The organism is Pseudomonas sp. SR18, from assembly GCF_023701505.1.
GTDB classification, from domain to species: Bacteria; Pseudomonadota; Gammaproteobacteria; order Pseudomonadales; family Pseudomonadaceae; genus Aquipseudomonas; species Aquipseudomonas cyclaminis.
Genome location: NZ_JAMQAU010000002.1, coordinates 59385 through 81686 on the forward strand (window position 1 = coordinate 59385; position 22302 = coordinate 81686).

22 protein-coding genes and 1 pseudogene are annotated in these 22302 nt (G+C 59.5%); 10 read left to right on the forward strand and 13 right to left on the reverse strand.

Translation table 11 applies throughout. The features are described from left to right. Positions 1-247: 247 nt before the first annotated feature. Together NDJ82_RS04090 and NDJ82_RS04095 are read left to right on the forward strand one after the other, a co-directional pair. A complete protein-coding gene (locus NDJ82_RS04090) occupies positions 248-1624 on the forward strand; it encodes a glutamine synthetase family protein (RefSeq protein ID WP_003213894.1) in 1377 nt (458 codons plus the stop codon). Between the two features lie 222 nt (positions 1625-1846). Beyond that, positions 1847-2476, forward strand: coding sequence for a TetR/AcrR family transcriptional regulator (locus NDJ82_RS04095; RefSeq protein ID WP_099585912.1), 630 nt, complete (start codon positions 1847-1849; stop codon positions 2474-2476). A gap of 115 nt (positions 2477-2591) precedes the next feature. On the opposite strand, the gene NDJ82_RS04100 is transcribed toward NDJ82_RS04095, so the two are convergent. The 8 genes from NDJ82_RS04100 to NDJ82_RS04135 form a co-directional block, all read right to left on the reverse strand. Beyond that, the gene (locus NDJ82_RS04100) at positions 2592-2807 is read right to left on the reverse strand and encodes a TOBE domain-containing protein (protein ID WP_003176783.1); all 216 of its coding nucleotides are present in this window, start codon (positions 2805-2807) and stop codon (positions 2592-2594) included. A gap of 28 nt (positions 2808-2835) precedes the next feature. Continuing rightward, the gene (gene ssuB, locus NDJ82_RS04105; protein ID WP_032884247.1) at positions 2836-3642 is read right to left on the reverse strand and encodes an aliphatic sulfonates ABC transporter ATP-binding protein; all 807 of its coding nucleotides are present in this window, start codon (positions 3640-3642) and stop codon (positions 2836-2838) included. Beyond that, entirely contained in the window at positions 3639-4427 is a 789-nt protein-coding gene (ssuC, locus tag NDJ82_RS04110) for an aliphatic sulfonate ABC transporter permease SsuC (RefSeq protein WP_112192704.1), read from the reverse strand. Before ssuC ends, ssuB begins: the two co-directional genes overlap by 4 nt. 9 nt (positions 4428-4436) lie before the next feature. Then, complete coding sequence (gene ssuD / locus NDJ82_RS04115; protein WP_099585914.1) at positions 4437-5585, reverse strand: FMNH2-dependent alkanesulfonate monooxygenase; 1149 nt, start codon at positions 5583-5585, stop codon at positions 4437-4439. 25 nt (positions 5586-5610) lie between these two features. Further along, a complete protein-coding gene (locus tag NDJ82_RS04120) occupies positions 5611-6579 on the reverse strand; it encodes a sulfonate ABC transporter substrate-binding protein (protein WP_099585915.1) in 969 nt (322 codons plus the stop codon). Positions 6580-6672: 93 nt separating this feature from the next. Further along, a complete protein-coding gene (ssuE, locus tag NDJ82_RS04125; protein WP_250924980.1) occupies positions 6673-7266 on the reverse strand; it encodes an NADPH-dependent FMN reductase in 594 nt (197 codons plus the stop codon). A gap of 304 nt (positions 7267-7570) precedes the next feature. Next, a complete protein-coding gene (locus NDJ82_RS04130; RefSeq protein WP_016978988.1) occupies positions 7571-8209 on the reverse strand; it encodes a peroxiredoxin in 639 nt (212 codons plus the stop codon). A 292-nt stretch (positions 8210-8501) separates the two neighbouring features. After that, on the reverse strand, positions 8502-9866 hold the full coding sequence (locus NDJ82_RS04135; RefSeq protein WP_191946741.1) for an OprD family porin: 1365 nt from the start codon (positions 9864-9866) through the stop codon (positions 8502-8504). A gap of 370 nt (positions 9867-10236) precedes the next feature. Here NDJ82_RS04135 and tauA point away from each other — a divergent pair. After that, positions 10237-10410 (forward strand): annotated as a pseudogene (gene tauA / locus NDJ82_RS04140) (taurine ABC transporter substrate-binding protein); the annotation flags it as partial. A 172-nt stretch (positions 10411-10582) separates the two neighbouring features. Here tauA and argA read toward each other — a convergent pair. Further along, entirely contained in the window at positions 10583-11884 is a 1302-nt protein-coding gene (argA, locus tag NDJ82_RS04145) for an amino-acid N-acetyltransferase (protein ID WP_099585918.1), read from the reverse strand. A 135-nt stretch (positions 11885-12019) separates the two neighbouring features. Continuing rightward, positions 12020-13168, reverse strand: a complete 1149-nt coding sequence (gene argE, locus NDJ82_RS04150; RefSeq protein WP_099585919.1) for an acetylornithine deacetylase — start codon at positions 13166-13168, stop codon at positions 12020-12022. 158 nt (positions 13169-13326) lie between these two features. On the opposite strand from argE, the gene NDJ82_RS04155 reads away from it, so the two are divergent. Beyond that, positions 13327-14694 (forward strand): CYTH domain-containing protein, encoded by a 1368-nt coding sequence (locus tag NDJ82_RS04155; protein WP_191946740.1) that lies wholly within the window; start codon positions 13327-13329, stop codon positions 14692-14694. A gap of 84 nt (positions 14695-14778) precedes the next feature. On the opposite strand, the gene NDJ82_RS04160 is transcribed toward NDJ82_RS04155, so the two are convergent. Further along, positions 14779-15249: an Lrp/AsnC family transcriptional regulator gene (locus NDJ82_RS04160; RefSeq protein ID WP_033897555.1), complete on the reverse strand. Its 471-nt coding sequence runs from the start codon at positions 15247-15249 to the stop codon at positions 14779-14781. A 127-nt stretch (positions 15250-15376) separates the two neighbouring features. Between NDJ82_RS04160 and NDJ82_RS04165 the strand changes: the two genes are divergently transcribed. The 6 genes from NDJ82_RS04165 to NDJ82_RS04190 all read left to right on the forward strand — a co-directional run bounded on the left by NDJ82_RS04165 (position 15377) and on the right by NDJ82_RS04190 (position 20623). Continuing rightward, positions 15377-15715 (forward strand): ACT-like domain-containing protein, encoded by a 339-nt coding sequence (locus tag NDJ82_RS04165; RefSeq protein ID WP_099585921.1) that lies wholly within the window; start codon positions 15377-15379, stop codon positions 15713-15715. 83 nt (positions 15716-15798) lie between these two features. Beyond that, a complete protein-coding gene (locus NDJ82_RS04170) occupies positions 15799-17478 on the forward strand; it encodes a GspE/PulE family protein (protein WP_250924981.1) in 1680 nt (559 codons plus the stop codon). Between the two features lie 77 nt (positions 17479-17555). Continuing rightward, positions 17556-18476, forward strand: a complete 921-nt coding sequence (locus NDJ82_RS04175; RefSeq protein ID WP_032884271.1) for an SPFH domain-containing protein — start codon at positions 17556-17558, stop codon at positions 18474-18476. 10 nt (positions 18477-18486) lie between these two features. Continuing rightward, positions 18487-18933: an NfeD family protein gene (locus NDJ82_RS04180; RefSeq protein ID WP_099585923.1), complete on the forward strand. Its 447-nt coding sequence runs from the start codon at positions 18487-18489 to the stop codon at positions 18931-18933. 69 nt (positions 18934-19002) lie between these two features. After that, complete coding sequence (locus tag NDJ82_RS04185) at positions 19003-19317, forward strand: DUF2388 domain-containing protein (RefSeq protein WP_003176799.1); 315 nt, start codon at positions 19003-19005, stop codon at positions 19315-19317. Between the two features lie 163 nt (positions 19318-19480). Continuing rightward, positions 19481-20623, forward strand: a complete 1143-nt coding sequence (locus NDJ82_RS04190) for a DegT/DnrJ/EryC1/StrS family aminotransferase (RefSeq protein ID WP_250924982.1) — start codon at positions 19481-19483, stop codon at positions 20621-20623. A gap of 64 nt (positions 20624-20687) precedes the next feature. Here the strand turns inward: NDJ82_RS04190 and gcvH are convergent, their stop codons facing one another. Continuing rightward, entirely contained in the window at positions 20688-21071 is a 384-nt protein-coding gene (gcvH, locus tag NDJ82_RS04195) for a glycine cleavage system protein GcvH (protein WP_250924983.1), read from the reverse strand. A 51-nt stretch (positions 21072-21122) separates the two neighbouring features. Next, positions 21123-22205, reverse strand: a complete 1083-nt coding sequence (gcvT, locus tag NDJ82_RS04200) for a glycine cleavage system aminomethyltransferase GcvT (RefSeq protein ID WP_112192711.1) — start codon at positions 22203-22205, stop codon at positions 21123-21125. Between the last annotated feature and the right edge of the window lie 97 nt (positions 22206-22302).

Consider the following 22302-nt stretch of genomic DNA (forward strand, 5'->3'; position numbering starts at 1 on the left):
TTGAATCGAGCTTAGCCTTGTTCATTTTTTTACACAACACCCCCGTAAAAAATACAACACGGCCCGCTCAAGCCTGCGATTCCCAAGCCGGTCAAATGCAAAAAACCGCCCCAAAAAGCCCCAAAAAAGGCTTCGCGGCGCTTTTTTAGGGCAAAAAAGGCCTCGCTTGACTTCGGCATGCCGTTCGGGTTGACTGAAACCAGAAAAGATCAATGATTGATATTTTTAACAACAAAGGTGTTGCATCATGTCGGTACCCCCGCGTGCCGTTCAGCTTAACGAAGCGAACGCGTTCCTTAAGGATCATCCTGAGGTTCTGTACGTAGACCTTCTAATTGCGGATATGAATGGTGTGGTGCGCGGCAAGCGCATCGAACGCACCAGCCTCCACAAGGTTTACGAGAAGGGCATTAACCTGCCTGCCTCTTTATTTGCCCTGGATATCAATGGCTCGACGGTGGAAAGCACCGGCCTGGGTCTGGACATCGGTGATGCTGACCGAATCTGTTATCCAATCCCCGATACCCTGTGCAATGAGCCTTGGCAAAAGCGCCCTACCGCGCAACTGCTGATGACCATGCACGAACTTGAAGGTGAACCTTTCTTCGCCGATCCCCGCGAAGTGCTCCGCCAGGTTGTAAGCAAATTTGACGACCTCGGTCTGACCATCTGCGCTGCCTTCGAGCTTGAGTTCTACCTGATCGACCAGGAGAACGTGAACGGCCGCCCACAACCGCCCCGCTCGCCGATCTCCGGCAAACGCCCGCACTCGACACAGGTCTACCTGATCGACGACCTCGACGAATACGTCGACTGCCTCCAGGACATTCTGGAAGGTGCCAAAGAGCAAGGCATCCCGGCCGACGCCATCGTCAAGGAAAGTGCCCCGGCGCAGTTCGAAGTGAACCTGCACCATGTCGCCGACCCGATCAAAGCGTGCGATTACGCGGTACTGCTCAAGCGCCTGATCAAGAACATCGCCTACGACCATGAGATGGACACCACCTTCATGGCCAAGCCTTACCCAGGCCAGGCAGGCAACGGGCTGCACGTTCACATTTCGATCCTGGACAAAGACGGCAAGAACATCTTTGCCAGCGAGGATCCCGAGCAGAACGCCGCATTGCGTCATGCGATCGGCGGTGTGCTGGAGACCCTGCCCGCCCAAATGGCGTTCCTGTGCCCCAACGTCAACTCCTACCGTCGTTTCGGCGCACAGTTCTACGTGCCGAACTCGCCGTGCTGGGGCCTGGACAACCGCACCGTGGCGATTCGCGTACCGACCGGCTCGTCCGACGCCGTACGTATCGAACACCGTGTGGCCGGCGCCGACGCCAACCCTTACCTGCTGATGGCTTCGGTCCTGGCAGGCGTGCACCACGGTCTGACCAACAAGATCGAGCCTGGCGCACCCGTGGAAGGCAACAGCTACGAGCAGAACGAGCAAAGCCTGCCGAACAACCTGCGTGATGCCCTGCGCGAGTTGGACGACAGCGAGGTGATGGCCAAGTACATCGATCCTAAATACATCGATATCTTCGTCGCCTGTAAGGAAAGTGAGCTGGAAGAGTTTGAACACTCCATCTCCGACCTAGAGTACAACTGGTATCTGCATACCGTGTAAGCGGTTGTTGCATTAAAAAAACGCCACAGGCCTTTGGTCTGTGGCGTTTTTTTATGGGTTTGTTCCGGGGGACCGAGTCGGCCTTATCGGGGGCAAGCCCCCTCCCACACTTTGAGTGTGTTCACAGATCAAAATGTGGGAGGGGGCTTGCCCCCGATGGCGGTCTGGCAGACAACCCACCTCAGGGCTCATACAATGCCCGCTGCCTTGTAGGAGACTTTCATGACCACCCGCCCCGCCACCCCGCGTAAACCCCGTGCCCGCAGCCAGGCCCGGATCGACGCGATCCTCGACGCCGCCCGCACCCTGCTGGCCGCCGAAGGCGTGGCCAGTTTGTCGATCTACAGCGTGGCCGAACGTGCACAGATTCCGCCGTCGTCGGTGTACCACTTTTTCGCCAGCGTACCGGCGTTGCTGCAAGCGTTGACGGCCGATGTGCACGCGGCGTTCCGGGCAGCCATTGAGGCGCCTATCGAGCATGAGCCGCTCAAGCACTGGCGCGACCTGTCCTCCGTGATCGAGCAGCGCATGCTCACCATCTACAGCAACGACGCCGCCGCTCGGCAGTTGATCCTGGCCCAGCACGGATTGACCGAAGTGACCCAGGCAGATCGCCAGCACGATCTGGAGTTGGGGGATTTGATGTTGGCGGTGTTCAGCCGTCACTTCGAAGTGCCGACCCTGCCCACCGATGTGGATGTGTTCGCGCTGGCGTTGGAATTGAGTGATCGCGTGTATGCGCGCTCGGTGCATCAGCATGGGCTGATTACGCCGCGCATGGCGGAGGAAGGAATGCGTGTGTTTGATGCTTACGTGGGGCTGTATTTGCCGGCGTACCTGCCCAAGCGTTGAGTCTTGTATTGGCCGATCTGGCCTCATCGGGGGCAAGCCCCCTCCCACATTTTGAGTGTGTTCACAGTTCAACATGTGGGAGGGGGCTTGCCCCCGATGGCGGCCTCAAGACCAATCACAACTTCGCGATCGACACCTCAGTCGACTTCACAAACGCAATCACTTCACTGCCGATCACCAGCTCCAACTCTTTGACCGAGCGCGTGGTGATCACTGAAGTGACGATCCCGGAGGCGGTCTGCACGTCGATTTCCGACAGCACGTCGCCGACTACGATTTCCTTGATGGTGCCTTTGAACTGGTTACGCACGTTGATGGCTTTGATAGTCATGGTGTTTTTCCTTCGCGGGACAAGTGAGTTATTGAGCCCAACGCAATTGCGTAGGCAGCGGTGAAACAGGTTCGGGTTCCGGCGGCGTGCCGGGCAACGACAGCACACGGTTGAGCACTTCGGCTTCCAACGCGGCCAGGCGGTGTGAACCACGGGCACGCGGACGTGGCAGGTCGACGATCAAATCGAGGCCGATTTCGCCGTCTTCGATCAGGATCACCCGGTCGGCAATCGCCACGGCTTCGCTGACGTCGTGGGTCACCAGCAACACGGTGAAACCGTGCTTCTGCCAGAGGTTTTCGATCAGTTGCTGCATCTCGATGCGGGTCAGGGCATCCAGCGCCCCCAATGGCTCATCGAGCAGCAGCAGGCGCGGTTGATGGATCAGCGCACGCGCCAGGGCAACACGTTGTTTCTGGCCCCCGGACAGCGCTGCTGGCCACTCATTGGCACGCTCGGCCAGGCCGACCGCTTCCAGTGCTTCGAGCGCTTTGGGGCGCCAGTTGCCAGTGAGACCCAGGCCCACGTTGTCGATGATCTTTTTCCACGGCAGCAAACGTGCTTCCTGGAACATCAACCGCGTGTCTTCAATCGCTTCGCTCAGCGGCGCGGAGCCGGCCAGCAGCTCGCCGCCACTGGCTTTGTCCAAGCCGGCCAGCAGGCGCAGCAAGGTACTTTTGCCGCACCCGCTGCGGCCGACCACAGCCACGAACTGGCCCGCCGGAATGTGCAGGTCAATCTCTTTGAGCACTTCCCGTGCGCCGAACGATTTGCGCAATTTGCGCACCGCCAGGGGTATCCCCTTGAGCAGGCGCGGAGGTTGTTGAGCCGTCATGCCGCACCTCCTTTATTCACTTGATACGCCGGATGCCAGCGCAACCACACCCGCTCCAGACCGCGCGCCGCCAGGTCGGCCAGTTTGCCGAGGATCGCGTACATCACGATGGCCAGCACCACCACGTCGGTTTGCAGGAATTCACGGGCGTTCATTGCCAGGTAGCCGATGCCCGAGCTGGCAGAGATGGTTTCCGCCACGATCAGCGTCAACCACATAAAGCCCAGGGCAAAACGCACACCCACCAAAATCGAAGGCAGCGCGCCCGGCAGGATCACTTGCCAGAACAGGCTGAAACCGGACAAACCGTAACTGCGCGACATTTCCACCAGCGCCGGGTCGACGTTGCGGATGCCGTGATAGGTGTTCAGGTAAATCGGGAACAATGTGCCGAGGGCGACCAGGAAAATCTTCGCGGTCTCGTCAATCCCGAACCACAGGATCACCAGCGGAATCAGCGCCAGGTGCGGCACGTTGCGGATCATCTGCACCGAGCTGTCCAGCAGGCGTTCGCCCCACTTTGACAGGCCGGTGATAAACCCCAGCGCCAGGCCGATGCTGCCGCCGATCACAAAGCCCAGGCCGGCGCGCCAGCCACTGATGGCCAGGTGCGTCCAGATTTCGCCACTGGCAACCAAGTGGACACCGGCTTCAATCACCGCACTGGGCGCCGGCAGAATACGCGTCGACAACCAACCCGCCGACACCGACAACTGCCACACCGCCAGCAATAGAATCGGCAGCACCCAGGGCGCTACGCGATGGCTCAATTTTTCAAGGTTCATAACGCCGCCTCAGCTCTGTGACGCAGCTTTGGGAAGGATGTCGTTGGCGACCATTTCGCCGAACGGGCTCACGTAACCGGCGCTTTTCGGCAGCTCGGGACGTTCGATGTCCAGGTGCGGAAACAGCAGTTCAGCCACGCGATACGACTCTTCCAGGTGTGGGTAGCCGGAGAAGATAAAGGTATCGATGCCCAGCGCGGCGTACTCCTTGACCCGCGCCGCAACCGTTGGGCCATCGCCCACCAAAGCAGTGCCCGCACCACCGCGTACCAGGCCGACACCGGCCCACAGGTTGGGGCTGACTTCGAGGTTGTCGCGGTTGCCGCCATGCAAGGCGGCCATGCGTTGCTGGCCGACCGAATCGAAGCGCGCCAGGGAAGCCTGGGCGCGGGCGATGGTGTCGTCATCCAGATGGGAGATCAGCTTGTCGGCGGCTTTCCAGGCTTCATCGTTGGTTTCGCGCACGATCACATGCAGGCGAATGCCGAAGCGCACGGTGCGCCCGAGTTTCGCGGCCTTGGCGCGTACTTGTTCAATCTTTTCTGCGACGGCGGCCGGGGGCTCGCCCCAGGTCAGCACCATTTCCACCTGTTCGGCGGCGAGGTCCTGGGCGGCTTCGGAAGAACCGCCGAAGTACAGCGGCGGACGCGGTTGCTGGATCGGCGGATAGAGCAATTTGGCGCCTTTGACGCTGATGTGCTCGCCGTCGTAATCCACGGTTTCGCCTTCCAGCACACGGCGCCAGATGCGGGTGAACTCCACCGACGCCTGGTAGCGTTCCTCGTGAGTGAGAAACAAGCCATCGCCGGCCAATTCTTCCGGATCACCACCGGTGACCAGGTTGAACAACGCACGGCCGCCGGACAGGCGATCCAGGGTCGCAGCCTGACGCGCCGCCACCGTCGGGGAAATGATCCCGGGGCGCAGGGCAACAAGGAATTTCAGACGCTGGGTCACCGGGATCAGCGAGGCGGCCACCAGCCACGAGTCTTCGCAGGAGCGTCCGGTGGGGATCAACACCCCGCCGAAGCCCAGGCGATCAGCGGCCTGGGCCACTTGCTGCAAATAACCGTGGTCGACGGCGCGAGCGCCTTCGGCGGTGCCAAGGTAATGGCCGTCGCCGTGGGTAGGCAGGAACCAGAAAATATTGAGGCTCATGGAGTTGTCTCCTGAAGAAGTCGAATTACGGCGCTTTGGCCACAGCGGCGGGTGGCGTCCAGATCACGTCCTTGATGCTCAAGGGCTTGGGGATCAATTTGAGTTGGTAGAAGGTATCGGCGATTTTCTGCTGGGCGGCGACCACCTCAGGGGTCAGAAACAGCGCGCCGTAGCCTTGGCGTTTCACCGAGGTCAGGGTGATGTCCGCCGGCAGGCCAAGCAGGGGCGCAACTTGTTCAGTCACTTCCTGTGGGTTGGCCTTGGACCATTCGCCCACGGCACGCACTTCTTCAATCAGCGCCTTGACCACTTCAGGGTGCTGCTCGGCGTAGGGTTTGGTCGCCAGGTAGAACTGATGGTTGTCGGCGATGCCGCTGCCGTCGCGCAGGGTGCGGGCTTGCAGTTGTTTCTCGGCGGCGGCCTGGTATGGGTCCCAGATCACCCAGGCATCTACGCTGCCACGTTCGAATGCGGCGCGGGCATCGGCGGGCGGCAGGAACACCGTCTGCACGTCGGTGTATTTGAGGCCGGCGTCTTCCAGTGCACGAACCAGCAGGTAGTGCACGTTGGAGCCTTTGTTGAGCACGATTTTCTTGCCCTTGAGCTCAGCCACCGATTTGATCGTCGAGTCTTTCGGCACCAGGATCGCTTCACTGGTCGGCGCTGGCGGCTCGTAGGCCACGTAGAGCAGATCGGCACCTGCCGCCTGGGCGAACACCGGTGGGGTTTCGCCGGTAACGCCGAAGTCGATGGAGCCGACGTTCAGGCCCTCAAGCAATTGCGGGCCGCCCGGAAACTCGGTCCATTGCACCTGCACGCCTTGGGCGGCCAGGCGTTTTTCCAGGGTGCCCTTGGCCTTGAGCAGCACCAGGGTGCCGTACTTCTGATAACCGATCCGCAGGGTCTCGGCGGCTTGAGCTTGAACAATGGCGCCGAAGGACACAGCCGCAGCAAACAGTGCGACCAGACCACGACGCAAGATGACAGTGCGCATGGCGCTCTCTCCAAATATGCGATTAGGGTTTTGGCTGCACCTGCTTGGCCGTTGGCGGCTGAGTAAGGTGAGTGTTTCTTAAAGGGGTAAGGCTCAGATGCTCCAGCGAGCAGTCAACAAACGGTCATTCAACACATGGGGGTCCAGCGGTTTCGGGCGACGGGCCATGGCGCTGTAGAGCTGCTCCAGCGACTCATGCAAACGGTGTTCGAGCACAGGCACCAGTTGCGCCTGAGCGCTGCCTTCGGCGTAGGCGATCTGGCTGTCTTCGGCAAAAATGCCGTGGAGCAATTCCTGGGCTTTCAACGCCGACAGCACCGGTTTGAGCGCGTAGTCCACGGCCAGCATATGGGCGATGCTGCCACCGGTGGCCATCGGCAACACGATCTTGTGGGCCAGGGCGCGTTCAGGCAGCAGGTCGAGCACGGTTTTCAATGCACCCGAGAACGACGCCTTGTACACCGGCGTGGCGATCACCAGGCCATCCGCATTAGCCACCTGTTGCAGCAGGTCGATGACCTTGGGGCTGTCGAAGCGCGCATGCAGCAAGTCTTCGGCCGGGAAGTCCCGTACCTGGTAACTCACCACTTCAACGCCTTTGTCTTGCAACCATTGACGGGTTTTTTCCAGCAAGACCCCGGAGCGGGAACGCTGGCTGGGACTGCCTCCAAGTGTTACGACCAACATGCAGGAATTCCTTGAGCTAGTGCCGGCGGTTCGCTGTGTGGCGATGGCGCCAATATGTGACAGACCTTATCAGCAGATTTATATATCTATAAATCTTATTTTTTCATTTGTTTATTCTTTAAATGCATATGCGAGTTATAAACCGCCAGGCGAAAAAAAAGGCCGTCGAAACGGCCTGAAAACCCCTGCTGTGATTCACTTTCAAAGGTGTTGCATTGACCGACACCATCGGGGGCAAGCCCCCTCCCACAGGAGAACGCGGTCAACTGTGGGAGGGGGCTTGCCCCCGATGGCTATATCCGCTTCAACGATTGGGTTGCGGGGTGAGCCGCAGGTACGGCTTCACAGCGCGATAGCCCTTGGGAAAGCGCTTCTTGATCTCTTCCTCATCCTTGAGCGACGGCACAATCACCACTTCATCACCGTCCTGCCAGTTGGCGGGGGTGGCGACCTTGTGGTTGTCGGTCAGCTGCAGCGAGTCGATGACCCGCAGGATTTCGTGGAAGTTACGCCCGGTGCTGGCCGGGTATGTGATGGTCAGGCGAATCTTTTTGTTCGGGTCGATCACGAACAAGGAGCGCACGGTGAGGGTGTCACTGGCGTTCGGGTGGATCAGGTCGTAGAGGTCCGAGACCTTGCGGTCGGCGTCGGCCAGGATCGGGAAGTTGACGATAGTGTTCTGGGTTTCGTTGATGTCTTCGATCCACTTGTGGTGCGAATCCACCGGGTCGACCGACAGGGCGATGGCCTTGACGCCGCGCTGGGCGAACTCGTCCTTGAGCTTGGCGGTAAAACCCAGCTCGGTGGTGCACACCGGGGTGAAGTCCGCCGGATGGGAAAACAACACACCCCAGCTATCGCCCAACCATTCGTGGAAACGAATCTTGCCGGCGCTGGAATCCTGTTCGAAGTCGGGGGCGATATCGCCCAGTCTTAGGCTCATGGTGTGACTCCTGGTGAGTGCTTATGGAGCCCACTGTGCATGGATTGTGGATGATTTAAAAAGAATAAATATCGATTTATCTAGACGATATAGGAATATTAAAAAAGGGTTCATTGGACGCGGCAAAGAGTGAGGCGCACCATCGGCTCCAAGGTTCGAGAAGGCCTTGAGACGCTGTACAAAGAGGGGTTCAGGAAGGGCTTGCGGGGGTTTAGCCCGACTTGAAAGCAAGACACCTTGCCCGGCGTTGCGCCGGGCAAGGTTTTTACAGTCTTACAACAACTTCACGCTACTAGAACAGTGGCAGCGAGTAGCTGACGATCAGGCGGTTTTCGTCCTGGGAACGGGTGTTCGCCAGGTCGGTGCGCCACATAGCGTTTTTCCAGGCGACGCCCAGGTTTTTCAGCGGGCCTTCCGGGATTACGTAGGCAACAGTGATGTCGCGTTCCCACTCGGACTGGCCGGTAGTTTCGGCACGACCGTTGTTGTTGGCGATAGTGTCGATGTCGCTACCTTTCAGGTAAACAACACCAGCTGTCAGGCCAGGTACGCCAACTTTGGCGAAGTCATAAGCGTAGCGAGCTTGCCAGGTACGCTCGCCGGCGCGGGCGAACTTCTGGATCTGCATGTCGGTAGTCAGGTAAGCCGACGAGCCGTCACCTTGGTTCAACCAAGGGAAGTCGCTGCTGCCGTTGCTGACCTGATAACCACCACCGAAGGTGTGACCGGCAACGGTGTACAGGAACAGACCGCTGTACAGGTTGTTGTCGACTTTACCTTTGCCGGCGTTGAAGCCGTTGTAGTTACCGTTGGTGTAGTAGCTGGAGGTGTTGCCGTTCAGACCGTCATCGGTGCTGTTGAAGTAACGCAGGTCCGACTTCAATACGCCCGGGCCGATCGACCAGTTGTGGGTCAGACCGAGGAAGTGCTGCTTGTAGAAATCTTCCAGGTTGCCGTAGTAGTACTGGGCAGTCAGGTCCTTGGTGAGTTTGTAGTCACCACCCGCATAGTAGAACTTGTTGACGAACTTGCCGGTGCGGTAGTTAGAGCTACCGTTGGCACCACCCAGCGACAAGCCTTCGTTGTTGCTGGAGTTACGGCCCTTGGCATGCTCAATCTGACCGGCAACCAGGGTCAGATCCTTGATGTCGTTGGTGGTGATCTGGCCACCTTGGAAGGTTTGCGGCAGCAGACGGCCATCGTTTGTCACGATAACTGGCAGCTTCGGCTGCAGAGTGCCCAGTTTCAGCTCGGTTTGAGAGACCTTGACCTTGCCGGTCACGCCCAGGCTGGCGTAATCGTTGACAGCCTTATTGCCGTCACTTGGGAACACAGTGCCGCCAGAAGCAGTGCCGCTGTAGTTACCATGGTTAGCACGGCTGGAGTCCAAGCGCACACCGTACAGGCCAATTGCATCAACGCCGAACTGGACAGTGCCCTGGGTGTAACCCGAGATGAAACGCAGATCGAAGCCTTGGCCCCACTCAGCGTTCTTGCTGCGAGTGGTGGTGCCTGGAGCGCCATCACGGTTATCAGTATTGATATAGAAGTTACGCAGCCCCAGTGTGGCCTTGCTGTCTTCGATAAAACCGGCAGCGCCTGCTTGCTGGGCGATCGCGCCCAAAGCTACAGCCAAAGCCAAGGTGGACTTATTCATGTACCGCTCCTCTCATTTCTAATTTTTGTATTTCTTCGGTCTCGGGTCTGACGCCCTCGATCCACAGATGCGCGATTACCACCGGATAGTGACTGACAAGTCAATCGTAACCTTGTGTGTCTACTACCTTCGTCTAATCGCAGTTGATTTGGTCCCTGCAGGGTAATGAGTTTTTCATACACCCAAAAAGAATTATTTCATTCTTTTTCATACGATCCAGGAATAAGCCTTCGCATGACTCGGACAGGTCAGGGTAGACCAACCGCTTCACAAGCTAATTCCTAAAGGGTATTTGTTAGCGCTTTTTTAGATCGATTAGTGTGATCGCTCTGTTGCATACGTCACCCACGATCAAAAAGGCGACGCCATCATGGCCAAACGCATATCCTCCCGTCAATTTGTTACAGTTTTTGTGTCACTAATAATTTCTTGTGCTGTCCAAGCCGCCGATTTGACCATCGGCAACCTCGGTTCCAGCCCGCTGGCAGCAGCTGACTCGCGCAATCTCCCCATCGTCGCGTTCATCGTATCGGCGCAAATCAATATATTCGGCCTTCGTGACCGACAAATTCGCCAAGGAATAAATGCGCTCAAACATGTGGGAGGGGGCTTGCCCCCGATGGCGGTGTATCAGTCGCTCATTAGTTGACTGACACTCCCTCATCGGGGGCAAGCCCCCTCCCACATTTGGATCCTCAGCGCGTTGAAGATCAGGCTTACAGCGCCTTTTCGAAGATCTTCGAGTTACGCTGGTAGTTGTACAGCGACGCCCGCGCCGACGGCAGCCGGTCGACGGTGCTCGGTACAAAACCACGCTCACGGAACCAGTGAGCGGTACGGGTGGTGAGGACGAACAAGGTTTTCAAGCCTTGGGCCCGGGCACGGGTTTCAATGCGTTCGAGCAACTCATCACCACGCCCGCCATGGCGATACTCCGGGTTCACCGCCAGGCACGCCAACTCACCCGCATCCGAATCGGCAATCTGATACAGCGCCGCACAGGCGATGATCATGCCTTCGCGCTCGACCACGCTGAACTGCTCGATCTCACGCTCCAGCACTTCCCGCGAACGGCGTACCAGGATGCCTTGTTCTTCCAGCGGGCTGATCAGGTCGAGCAAACCACCGACGTCTTCAATCGCCGCCTCGCGCACCAGTTCGAATTGCTCCTGGGCCACCAAGGTGCCGCCGCCATCGCGGGTAAACAGCTCGGTGAGCAGCGCGCCATCTTCGGCGTAACTGACGATATGGCTGCGCCCTACCCCGCCCCGGCAAGCCTCGGCCGCCGCGTCAAGCAGCTCGGCCTGGTAGTTGCTGCTACCCAGGCGTTGCAGGTGAGCCGGCACTTGTTGCGGACGCAGTTCGCGCACCAACCGGCCATTTTCATCGATCAGGCCCAGGTCGGCGCCGAACAGCAGCAGTTTGTCGGCACCCAGGTCGATGGCGGCGCGGGTGGCGACGTCTTCGCAGGCCAGGTTGAAGATCTCACCGGTGGGCGAGTAACCCAATGGCGATAGCAGCACGATGGATCGCTCGTCCAGCAAGCGGTTGATGCCCTTGCGGTCGACCCGACGCACTTCGCCGGTGTGGTGGTAATCCACGCCTTCGAGCACGCCGATCGGACGCGCCGTGACGAGGTTGCCGCTGGCCACCCGCAGGCGCGAACCCTGCATCGGCGATGAGGCCATGTCCATCGACAAGCGCGCTTCAATAGCGATACGCAAGTGGCCGACCGCGTCAATCACACACTCCAGCGTCGGCGCGTCGGTGATGCGCATGCCTTCGTGATAAGCCGGGACCAGGCCACGTGCTTCAAGGCGCGCTTCGATTTGTGGGCGCGAGCCATGAACCAGCACCAGCCGCACGCCCAGGCTGTGGAGCAGCACCAGGTCGTGGACGATATTGCCGAAGTTGGGATGGTCCACACCGTCGCCAGGCAGCATGACTACAAAGGTGCAGTCGCGGTGGGCGTTGATGTAGGGCGAAGCGTGACGAAGCCAATTGACGTATTCGGGCATAACACCTGGGCCTGTAATAAAAAGCAGCCAAAAAAGGAAGGATCGTGAAAACGCACAGCGGGCTGATGGTTATCGTCGGAACAGGCTTGGCGACACGCTCGCTCTCCTTCTATGTACGAACAGGCAGGGGTTAATTTATGCAGGTTTCAGGCAGTAATGTTCGATCAGTTCTCGCAATAGACGCACTGTAGGCGTCAAGCGTGACATTTCGAGGTATTCGCCCGGCTGGTGGGCGCAGGCGATATCGCCGGGGCCGAGCACCAGGGTTTCACAACCAAGGCGCTGAAGATAAGGCGCTTCGGTGCCGAACGCCACTGCTTCGGCAAGATGACCGGTCAATCGTTGCGCAACCCGCACCAGCTCGGCATCTTCCGGTTGTTCAAACGGCGGCACTTCGGGGAACAGCGGCGCGTAGTCAATCTTGACCTGATGCCGTTCGGCCAGGGGTTCGAGCTTCTGCCGGATGGCGGCGCGCAACACCTCGGGATCCATACCCGGCAAGGGCCGCAGGTCAAACTCCAGGGAGCACTGGCCGCAAATGCGGTTGGGGTTGTCGCCGCCGTGGATACAACCGAAGTTCATGGTCGGTTGCGGCACGCTGAACTGCGGGTTGCGGTACTCGCGCTGCCAGAGCAGACGCAGGCCACGCAGTTCGCCGATGGCATCGTGCATGGCTTCGAGGGCGCTGTGGCCCAGGCTGGGGTCCGACGAATGGCCACTACGCCCAAGAATGTCGATGCGCTCCATCATCACGCCTTTGTGCAGGCGGATCGGCTTGAGCCCCGTGGGCTCGCCGATCACCGCCGCGCGGCCCAACGGGCGCCCCGCTTCGGCCAGCGCACGGGCGCCGGACATGGAGCTTTCTTCATCGCAGGTGGCGAGGATCAGCAACGGTTGCTTGAAGGGTTGGTCCAGCAGCGGCAACACCGCCTCGATGGCCAGGGCGAAAAAGCCCTTCATGTCACAACTGCCCAATCCTACCCAGCGGCCGTCGACTTCCGTCAGTTTGAGCGGATCGGTTTTCCACAGCGCGGCGTCATAAGGGACCGTGTCGCTATGACCGGCCAGCACCAGCCCACCAGGGCCACTGCCGAAGCTGGCCAGCAAGTTGAACTTGCCGGGGCTGACTTGCTGGATGTCGATGGCGAAACCCAGGTCCCCCAGCCAACTGGCGAGCAAATCGATCACCGGGCGGTTGGTCTGGTCGAGAGACGCTTGGGTGCAACTGACCGAGGGCGCGGCAATCAAGGCGGCGAACTGCTCTTTCATGGACGGTAACGGCATGCGCGGTCTCTCAACTTCCCGGATGAGCCCCACTATAGAGCCATCTGCACGACACAATAAACCGTTGCGGCACGTTGCCGGGCTCAGTCCTGTACACTGCACGACCTTGGCAGCCACACTTTTCCCCGGCTGCGCTCCCGATCCTGGATTTTCCGGCCATGCAGAAAGAAACCGAAATCAAGCTCCGCGTCAGCCGCGAAACACTCGCCGCGCTGCGTGAGCACCCGTTACTGAAAAAACGCAACAAAAGTGGCTGGGAACGCCGTGAGTTGATGAACCAGTACTTTGACACCCCCGAGCGCGACCTGGCCCAGGCCAAAGTCGCCCTGCGCCTGCGCAAGGACGGTGACGAGATCATCCAGACCCTCAAGACCCGTGGCCAGAGCATCGCCGGCTTGTCGGAACGCAACGAGTACAACTGGGACCTGCCCAAAGCCAAGCTCGACGTGAAGAAGCTCGACGGCGAATGCTGGCCCGAGCAACTGGCCGAGCTGGACAAAAAGACCCTCAAGCCGATCTTCACCACCGACTTCGTGCGTGAACGCGCCGAAATCGCCTGGGGTCGGGGCAAGGCCAAAGTTGTGATCGAAGCCGCCCTGGACCTGGGCCACGTGGTGGTCGGCAAGCAGAAAGAAGAAATCTGCGAGCTGGAACTGGAACTGCGCGAAGGCGAACCGGCGGCCCTGCTGGAGCTGGCCGCCGAGCTGGCCGCGACCCTGGCCCTGATGCCCTGCGATATCAGCAAGGCCGAGCGCGGCTACCGTCTTTATGACGCCAGCAGCTACTCCCTGAGCCTGCCGGCGCCGCAGATCCACGCCGAAATGCCGCTGGACGATGCCTTCGCCGCGATCATGTGGCACCTGCTGGGCAGCAGCCAGCGCCTGGCTGAGCAATACCGTTTCAATGGCCACTGGCGCCTGCTGCAAGACTGGGTCGACAACCTCGGCGAACTGCGCGCCCTGATCGGCAGCCTCGGCCAGGCCGCACCGCGTCAATCTACCAGCGAACTGCGCAGCGTACTCGATGCGTTGCTGGAAGACTGGCGCCCGCTGGTCCAGGCCGGTGACGACGATGAAGACATCCGCAAAGCTGCGCCGGAGCAGTTCGTCGAAGAATTGGACGACGTGCGCTGGGGCCTGTTCTCACTGAACCTGTCGCGCTGGCTGCTGGCTCGCACCTGGACTGCCGACCGCAACGTGCGTGGCAACCGCCAGGGCGCCGCGCAGATCACCAACTGGCTGCCGCGCCTGCTGGCCGAGGACGCCGTCGCCCTGCAACTGCCACGCTACCAGCAGCAGCCGGAAGACCTGGCCGAGCAACTGCCGCGTATCGAACGCATCCAGGCGTGGCTGCACCATGCACGCCAGGTGGTGGACATTCCGGAGCTGGACCGCTTGTACGGCGAGCTGAACAAGTTGGCGCAACTGGCCAACCAGCCGATTACCGATGAGTCGCTGGATGCGCGGATGCACCAGGCAATTGCGGTGTATCAGAATCGGGCCTGGAAGACCCTGCTGCGTCTGTAAGATCGCTATCGCGGCAAGCCCGCTCCCACGATGGAGTGCATTCTCCTGTGGGAGCCGGGCTTGCCCGCGATGAGGCCTTCCCTGTCAGCGCAATACTGGCAGGCTGGTGGTGGACTTGATCTCCGACAACGCCACAATCGAGTTGACCTCCTGAATCCCCGGCACCATCGACAACTTCTCAAAGAAAAACCGCTCGTACGCCTCGATGTCCGACGTCACGATGCGCAGCAGAAAATCCACCGCCCCCATCAGCACATAACACTCCAATACTTCTGGAAAGCCGCGAATCGCGTCGGTGAACTCAGTGAAGTTGGATCGGCCGTGGGCGTTGAGTTTGACCTCGGCAAAAATCTGCGTGTTGAGGCCAATCTTCTTGCGATCCAACAGCGTCACCTGGCCGCGGATAACGCCCTCCTCCTTGAGCCGCTGAATACGCCGCCAGCATGGCGATTGGGACAATCCCACCTGTTCGGCGATCTGTGCGCTGGAGAGCGAAGCGTCCTCTTGCAACAGGGCCAGGATGCGACGGTCGTAGACGTCCAACTCGCTGTGCATAAAAATACCTTTCACTTTCGTAATATTGAATTGATCTATTCGATTTCGCGCATATAAAGCCCATCTTAGATAAGAAATCTCCGTTGGCGAATGTAAAAATTCCTCCAGTCGAATCTGGAGAGTCAGCATGCACGCCGTCGAAACCACTCACCCTGCTGCCCGCGTCGATGCGTGGGCTGTCACCAGCGCTCATTGCGAGGCGCATTACCAGATCGTCGCCGAGGCGGAGCCCGATGTGTTGTGCCGGGTACTCAACTACTTTGCGCTGCAATTCCTGACCCCTCGGCACGTCAGCGTGAACCGGGAAGACGACCTGCTGAGCATCGATATCGTGATCGATGGCTTGAGCTGGCATCGGGCCCAGGTCATCGGTGAAAAGATTCGAAACCTGATCAGCGTGTGCGCGCTGGACCTGTGGCCGGCTGATTGCGTGGGGCCTGCGGCGATGGTTGCAGCCGCTCAGTAAAGACCTGCAACACACGCTGGGAGGAGAAAATCCAGGGACTGGCTAGCCTGAAATTTCATCCAAAGCTACCCAGGATTCCCTACATGGCTGTTGATCAGCGATTGGAACTGCATGCGTTGCTGCCGGACTTGGTAGCGAACGGTTTGATAACCCCCGACACCGCGCAGCGGTTATCGGCGATGCCGGCCAGCGACGCCCAGCACCCGTTAGAGTGCATCGCCGCCCATGGGCCGTCCCTGGAAACCCTGACCCAATGGCTGGCCCGGCATGTCGGGCAACCTTACCTGCGTATCGACCCGCTGAAGATCGATGTCGCAACGGTGGTGCCGCTGATGTCCCACGCGTTCGCCCAGCGCCACGCCATTCTGGCCGTGGCTGTGGATACGCACACCGTCACCGTCGCCAGTGCCCAGCCCCACGTCAGCAGTTGGGAGTCCGGGCTGGCGCAAGTGCTCAAGCGGTCGATCAAGCGCGTGGTTGCCAACCCCCAGGACATTCAGCGGTGTATCAGCGAGTTTTACCGGTTGGCGAAGTCCGTCAGCGGTGCGGATCAAAAGGTCGCAGTGCCTGGGAATTTCGAGTTGCTCAACCTGGGCGCCAGCGAACAGGAGCCGGACGCCAATGACGCGCATATCGTCAATATCGTCGACTGGCTGTTGCAATACGCCTTCGCCCAAAGGGCCAGTGATATTCATATCGAGCCTGGCAGTGAGCAGGGCCGGGTGCGTTTTCGCATTGATGGGCTGCTGCACGACGTCTACCAATTTCCACCCCAGGTGACGATGGCAGTGGTCAGCCGCCTGAAAAGCCTGGGCCGGATGAACGTGGCAGAAAAGCGCAAACCCCAGGACGGCCGGGTCAAAACCAAAAGCCCGGCCGGTGCCGAAGTTGAGTTGCGTCTGTCGACGTTGCCGACGGCCTTCGGCGAAAAACTGGTGATGCGGATTTTCGACCCCCAAGTGCTGCTCAAGGATTTTGACCGGCTGGGTTTGTCCACCGAGGACCAGCAGCGCTGGCACGCCATGACGAGCCAGAGCAACGGCATCATCCTGGTCACCGGCCCTACCGGCTCAGGCAAAACCAGCACCCTCTACACCACGCTCAAGCAACTGGCGACACGGGAACTCAACCTGTGCACGGTGGAAGACCCGATCGAGATGGTCGAGCCGGCGTTCAACCAGATGCAGGTGCAGCACAACATCGACCTGACCTTCGCCAGCGGTATCCGCGCCCTGCTGCGCCAGGACCCGGACATCATCATGATCGGCGAGATTCGCGACCAGGAAACCGCAGAAATGGCGATCCAGGCCGCGCTTACCGGGCACTTGGTGCTATCGACGCTGCACACCAACGATGCGCCCAGCGCTATCAGCCGCTTGCAGGAACTGGGTATCGCTCATTATTTGATCAAGGCCACCCTGTTGGGCGTCATGGCGCAGCGCTTGGTGCGAGTGCTGTGTCCTCATTGCAAGCGCTCGACGGGCGATGCCCACGAGGCCATTGGGTGTGGGGAATGCCGCAACAGCGGGTATCGGGGACGCGCAGGGGTCTACGAAGTCATGGTATTGGATGAGTCGATCAAAGCACTGATCACTCCCGGCGCCGACGTGCAGACCCTGCGCCGGGCAGCTGTTGCGCAGGGCATGCGCAGCCTGCGCATGGCCGGAGTGAGCAAGGCGCAAGCGGGGCTGACCACAATGGCCGAAGTGTTGCGAGTAACGCCTGGGGACTCGGTAACAAATCCTTTGATTACAGCTCGCTGAAAGCGTTCTTATCGGTGACAACCCCGTTACAATCGGCCGAACGCCGTTTAACTGACATCATCAGATAGGGAATCGCTATGCAGATCGGAACCGTACTGCTTCTTTTCGTAGGTTTGGCCGCCGCCATATTATTCATGGGCTTCAAGGTGGTACCTCAGGGCTACCAATGGACGGTCGAGCGTTTCGGCCGTTATACCAACACCCTCAAGCCCGGCCTGAACATCATCATCCCGGTCATGGACCGCATCGGTCGCAAGATCAACGTGATGGAAAGCGTGCTGGATATTCCACCCCAGGAAGTCATCACCGCCGACAACGCCACCGTGCAGATCGACGCTGTGTGCTTCTTCCAGGTGGTCAATACCGCCCAGGCCGCCTACGAGGTCAACAACCTCGAACACGCCATCCGCAACCTGCTGCAAACCAATATCCGTACCGTCCTGGGCTCCATGGAGCTGGATGCCATGCTCAGCCAGCGTGACGGCATCAACGAAAAACTGCTGCGAACCGTGGATGAAGCCACTGCTCCGTGGGGCATCAAGATCACCCGTATCGAGATCAAGGACATCAGCCCGCCCGCCGACCTGATGGCTGCCATGTCCGGCCAGATGAAAGCCGAGCGGATCAAACGTGCACAAATCCTTGAGGCCGAGGGCCTGCGGGCGTCGGCGATCCTGACTGCCGAAGGCAAGAAGCAGGCACAGATTCTTGAAGCTGAAGGTGGACGCCAAGCCGCGTTCCTGGAGTCTGAAGCCCGTGAGCGTCAAGCAGAGGCTGAGGCCCGTGCGACACAGGTTGTTTCCGAGGCCATCGCTACCGGTAACGTGCAGGCCATCAACTACTTCGTTGCGCAAAAATACATCGACGCCCTCGGCAAACTGGCCTCGGCCAATAACAGCAAGGTCATCCTGATGCCGCTTGAAGCCAGCCAGGTGATCGGCGCGGTCGGCGGCATCGGCGAGATCGTCAAGGCCACATTCGATAACAAGAAAGGCTGAGGCACTCGCCATGTGGGATTTCCTGCAGCACCTTTCATTCTGGGATTGGCTGGCGCTGGGTACAGTGCTGTTGATTCTTGAGGTATTCGGCGCCGGTGGTTACCTGCTGTGGATGGGTATCGCAGCGGCTGCGGTGGGCGTGATCAAGTTCCTGGTGCCACCACTGGGGCTGGAGTGGCAACTGCTGCTGTTCGCCGTGTTGTCGATATTGACGGCGGTGTACTGGTGGAAACGCCAGCGCAGCAGCGCCAAGGCCAGCGACCAACCAGGGCTCAACGAGCGCGGCTCGGAGCTGGTCGGCCGCGTATTCGTGGTGCATGAGGCGATCGTGGGCGGTCGGGGCAAGGTAAGGATCGGTGATGGTGTATGGATGGTGACCGGGCCTGACAGCCCTGTAGGCGCTCAAGTCCGGGTGGTTGGCCTGGATGGCGTGATTTTGAAGGTAGAAACTGTTTAGTCAGTGATGGAACTCGGTTGGGCTAACTACAATCAAACGGTACAGATCACCCACCCGGAGTCACTCATCATGCGTCTCAAATATGCTGTCGCTACCCTCGCTGTGCTTTCCCTTCCTGTCGGTTCAGCCATGGCCGACAGTTTCTGGCGCAATGTCATCTCGTCGGGCGCCACCACCGGCTCGACGTACCTGACCTTCAAGGACCACAAGCTGGTCGTTGCCGCACAAGACGACGCCGGCAGCTTTGTTGCCAGCGACGGCGGCATCCGCGGCCCGTACCTGGAAGCCGCCATGCAGAAAGTCCGCGCCGACAACCCTGGCCTGCAGGCCACGGATATGGAGCTGGCTAACGCCATCCTCGCTAAAAACGCTGTCACCGAGTGATATCCACACTCTGAAAAATGCCGCTTTCGAAGCGGCATTTTTTTGCCCGCTGCATGACGATTCATTCACAGGCGACAGGCTATATTCAGTCAGGCCGTGCAACCATGCCGGTACTGATACCTCCTGTACTCATCGCCAACCTGAAACGGATGCCTTCGTCGTTATGAGCCAACTGCCCTTTCTGCCGTTCTCCAAACCCACCATTGATGAAGCCACCATTTCGGCGGTGGGCGATGTATTGCGTTCGGGCTGGATCACCAGCGGGCCAAAAGTGCAGGCGTTCGAGGCGCAATTGTCGGAATACTTTGGCGGGCGCCCCGTGCGCACCTTCAACTCGGGCACCTGCACCATGGAAATTGCCTTGCGCATCGCGGGTATAGGGCCAGGGGATGAAGTCATCACCACACCGATCTCCTGGGTGGCGACCGCCAACGTGATTTTGGAAGTGGGGGCCACGCCGGTGTTCGCCGATATCGACCCCATCACCCGCAATATCGACCTGGGCCAGGTGGAAGCCGCGATCACCCCGCGCACCAAGGCCATCATCCCCGTGTACCTGGCCGGGCTGCCGTTGGATATGCCGATGCTGTACGCGCTGGCCAACAAGTACAACCTGCGCATCGTCGAAGACGCCGCCCAGGCGCTGGGCTCCAGCTGGGACGGCGAGCGCATCGGCGCCACCGGGGACTTCGTGTCGTTCAGCTTCCAGGCCAACAAGAACATCACCTCGTCCGAGGGCGGTTGCCTGGTATTGAATAATGCCGAAGAAGCACGCCTGGCAGAGAAATACCGCCTGCAGGGCGTCACCCGTACCGGCTTCGACGGCTTGGATGTAGATGTACTGGGCGGCAAGTTCAATATGACCGATATCGCTGCGGCCATCGGCCTGGGGCAGTTTGCCAATATTGAGAAGATCACTGCCCACCGCCAAAACCTGGCGCGGCACTACTTCAAGTGTTTCGGCAGTGACTTTGAAGAGCAATACGGCGCACAACTGCCACCCGCCGACTTCGAAAACAGCAACTGGCACCTGTTCCAACTGGTATTGCCGGAGCGTCAGGACGGCCTGCCGGCCCGCGCAACCTTCATGGAGCAAATGCAGACTCATGGTGTCGGCATTGGCTATCACTACCCACCGATTCACCTGCTGAGCCTGTATCGGGCGCAGGGTTTCAAGGAAGGCATGTTCCCGGTGGCGGAGAAAGTCGGGCGTTTGATCGTGTCGCTGCCGATGTTTACGGCAATGACAGAGGCCGATGTGGAGCGGTCGGTGGCGGCGGTAAAAGCAGTCCTGAGAGCAAACTGAACAATCACGGCTGACCTTGTTTGAATGTGGGAGGAAGCAAGCCCCTCCCACATAGGTCTTGCGTTTACTCGCCGATGGCAGCTTTGTAGCCGGCGGCATCCAGCAGTTTATCCAGATCAGCCTTGTCGTTTGGCTTGAGCTTGAAGATCCAGGCGCCGTAAGGGTCGGAGTTCAGCAGCTCAGGGCTGTCACCCAGCTCTTCGTTGACCGCAATCACTTCACCGGCAATCGGCGAGTAGATGTCTGAAGCGGCCTTGACCGACTCCACTACACCCGCTTGATCTTCAGCGTCAAACACCTTGCCCACTTCGGTTAGCTCAACAAACACCACATCCCCCAACGCTTCCTGGGCATGGTCGGAGATCCCGACGGTCACGGTGCCGTCAGCTTCCAGACGGGCCCATTCATGACTCTCGGCAAAACGCAGGTCGGCCGGGATATTGCTCATAGTCTGTGTCCTCAGAAGTAGTGTCAGCGGCCATCGGCCTGCCGGAAATAGTTAGATCAAGGTTTTGCCATGGCGCACGAAGGTCGGTTTGACCACTCGAACCGGGTACCACTTGCCGCGGATTTCCACTTCGGCCCGATCGGCCGTCGCCGTCGGTACACGCGCCAAGGCAATGGATTTGCTCAGCGTAGGGGAGAAACTACCACTGGTGATCTCTCCTTCGCCAACATTGGCGATACGAACCACCTGGTGAGCGCGTAAAACTCCGCGTTCTTCCAGCACCAGCCCCACCAGTTTGAACTGCACACCTTCAGCCAACTCGGCCTCCAGCGCCGCACGGCCGATGAAATCACGCCCGGCCGGTTCCCAGGCGATGCTCCAGGCCATGTTGGCCGCCAGAGGTGAAACGTCCAGGTGGATATCCTGGCCGTACAGGTTCATACCGGCTTCCAGGCGCAGGGTATCCCGTGCGCCGAGGCCGATAGGCGAGATACCGGCCCCTACCAGATCGTTGAAAAATCCCGGTGCCTGATCGGCAGGCAGGACAATCTCCAGACCGTCTTCGCCGGTATAACCCGTGCGGGCAATAAACCAATCGCCGTCGGCCTGGCCTTCAAAAGGCTTGAGCTGGTGAATCAGGGTGCTGCGGGACTGGGTAACCAACTCGGCAATCTTCTGCCGGGCATGGGGGCCTTGAATGGCTAGCATGGCCAACTCGGGCCGCTCGGCCAATTGCACTTGATGGCTTCCCACTTGCGCCTGCATCCAGGCCATGTCCTGGTCACGCGTGGCGGCGTTGACCACCAGTCGGTACCCGGCTTCAATGCGATAGACGATCATGTCGTCCACCACGCCACCCTGCTCGTTGAGCATGGCGCTGTACAACGCACGGCCACAGCCATGCAATCGTTCGACATCATTGGCCAGCAGGTACTGGAGCCATTCCTTGGCCTGGGGGCCGGTGACGTCGATCACGGTCATATGAGATACATCGAACACCCCGCAGTCGCGTCGCACCTGATGGTGTTCTTCAACTTGCGAGCCGTAATGCAAAGGCATATCCCAACCGCCAAAATCGACCATTTTCGCGCCGAGGGCGAGATGCAGGTCATACAGAGGCGTACGCTGTCCCATGGGTTTCTCCTTCCGGGCTTGGCGAAGGTGCGCAGCGTTGCTATTCGTGCTGAAGACCTTGAATTACAAGGGCTTCAGCCACGTACAGCGACCCGAT

What these genes read in the sequence shown, in the direction of transcription:
- NDJ82_RS04090 (WP_003213894.1), top strand. Translation starts at nt 248, where the DNA reads ATGTCGGTACCCCCGCGTGCCGTTCAGCTTAACGAAGCGAACGCGTTC.
- ssuE (WP_250924980.1), bottom strand. Translation starts at nt 7,266, where the DNA reads ATGTTGGTCGTAACACTTGGAGGCAGTCCCAGCCAGCGTTCCCGCTCC.
- NDJ82_RS04100 (WP_003176783.1), bottom strand. Translation starts at nt 2,807, where the DNA reads ATGACTATCAAAGCCATCAACGTGCGTAACCAGTTCAAAGGCACCATC.
- argE (WP_099585919.1), bottom strand. Translation starts at nt 13,168, where the DNA reads ATGCCGTTACCGTCCATGAAAGAGCAGTTCGCCGCCTTGATTGCCGCG.
- NDJ82_RS04135 (WP_191946741.1), bottom strand. Translation starts at nt 9,866, where the DNA reads ATGAATAAGTCCACCTTGGCTTTGGCTGTAGCTTTGGGCGCGATCGCC.
- NDJ82_RS04180 (WP_099585923.1), top strand. Translation starts at nt 18,487, where the DNA reads ATGTGGGATTTCCTGCAGCACCTTTCATTCTGGGATTGGCTGGCGCTG.
- NDJ82_RS04170 (WP_250924981.1), top strand. Translation starts at nt 15,799, where the DNA reads ATGGCTGTTGATCAGCGATTGGAACTGCATGCGTTGCTGCCGGACTTG.
- NDJ82_RS04130 (WP_016978988.1), bottom strand. Translation starts at nt 8,209, where the DNA reads ATGAGCCTAAGACTGGGCGATATCGCCCCCGACTTCGAACAGGATTCC.
- ssuB (WP_032884247.1), bottom strand. Translation starts at nt 3,642, where the DNA reads ATGACGGCTCAACAACCTCCGCGCCTGCTCAAGGGGATACCCCTGGCG.
- NDJ82_RS04095 (WP_099585912.1), top strand. Translation starts at nt 1,847, where the DNA reads ATGACCACCCGCCCCGCCACCCCGCGTAAACCCCGTGCCCGCAGCCAG.
- NDJ82_RS04185 (WP_003176799.1), top strand. Translation starts at nt 19,003, where the DNA reads ATGCGTCTCAAATATGCTGTCGCTACCCTCGCTGTGCTTTCCCTTCCT.
- argA (WP_099585918.1), bottom strand. Translation starts at nt 11,884, where the DNA reads ATGCCCGAATACGTCAATTGGCTTCGTCACGCTTCGCCCTACATCAAC.
- NDJ82_RS04165 (WP_099585921.1), top strand. Translation starts at nt 15,377, where the DNA reads ATGCACGCCGTCGAAACCACTCACCCTGCTGCCCGCGTCGATGCGTGG.
- NDJ82_RS04160 (WP_033897555.1), bottom strand. Translation starts at nt 15,249, where the DNA reads ATGCACAGCGAGTTGGACGTCTACGACCGTCGCATCCTGGCCCTGTTG.
- NDJ82_RS04155 (WP_191946740.1), top strand. Translation starts at nt 13,327, where the DNA reads ATGCAGAAAGAAACCGAAATCAAGCTCCGCGTCAGCCGCGAAACACTC.
- gcvT (WP_112192711.1), bottom strand. Translation starts at nt 22,205, where the DNA reads ATGGGACAGCGTACGCCTCTGTATGACCTGCATCTCGCCCTCGGCGCG.
- NDJ82_RS04175 (WP_032884271.1), top strand. Translation starts at nt 17,556, where the DNA reads ATGCAGATCGGAACCGTACTGCTTCTTTTCGTAGGTTTGGCCGCCGCC.
- ssuC (WP_112192704.1), bottom strand. Translation starts at nt 4,427, where the DNA reads ATGAACCTTGAAAAATTGAGCCATCGCGTAGCGCCCTGGGTGCTGCCG.
- ssuD (WP_099585914.1), bottom strand. Translation starts at nt 5,585, where the DNA reads ATGAGCCTCAATATTTTCTGGTTCCTGCCTACCCACGGCGACGGCCAT.
- gcvH (WP_250924983.1), bottom strand. Translation starts at nt 21,071, where the DNA reads ATGAGCAATATCCCGGCCGACCTGCGTTTTGCCGAGAGTCATGAATGG.
- NDJ82_RS04190 (WP_250924982.1), top strand. Translation starts at nt 19,481, where the DNA reads ATGAGCCAACTGCCCTTTCTGCCGTTCTCCAAACCCACCATTGATGAA.
- NDJ82_RS04120 (WP_099585915.1), bottom strand. Translation starts at nt 6,579, where the DNA reads ATGCGCACTGTCATCTTGCGTCGTGGTCTGGTCGCACTGTTTGCTGCG.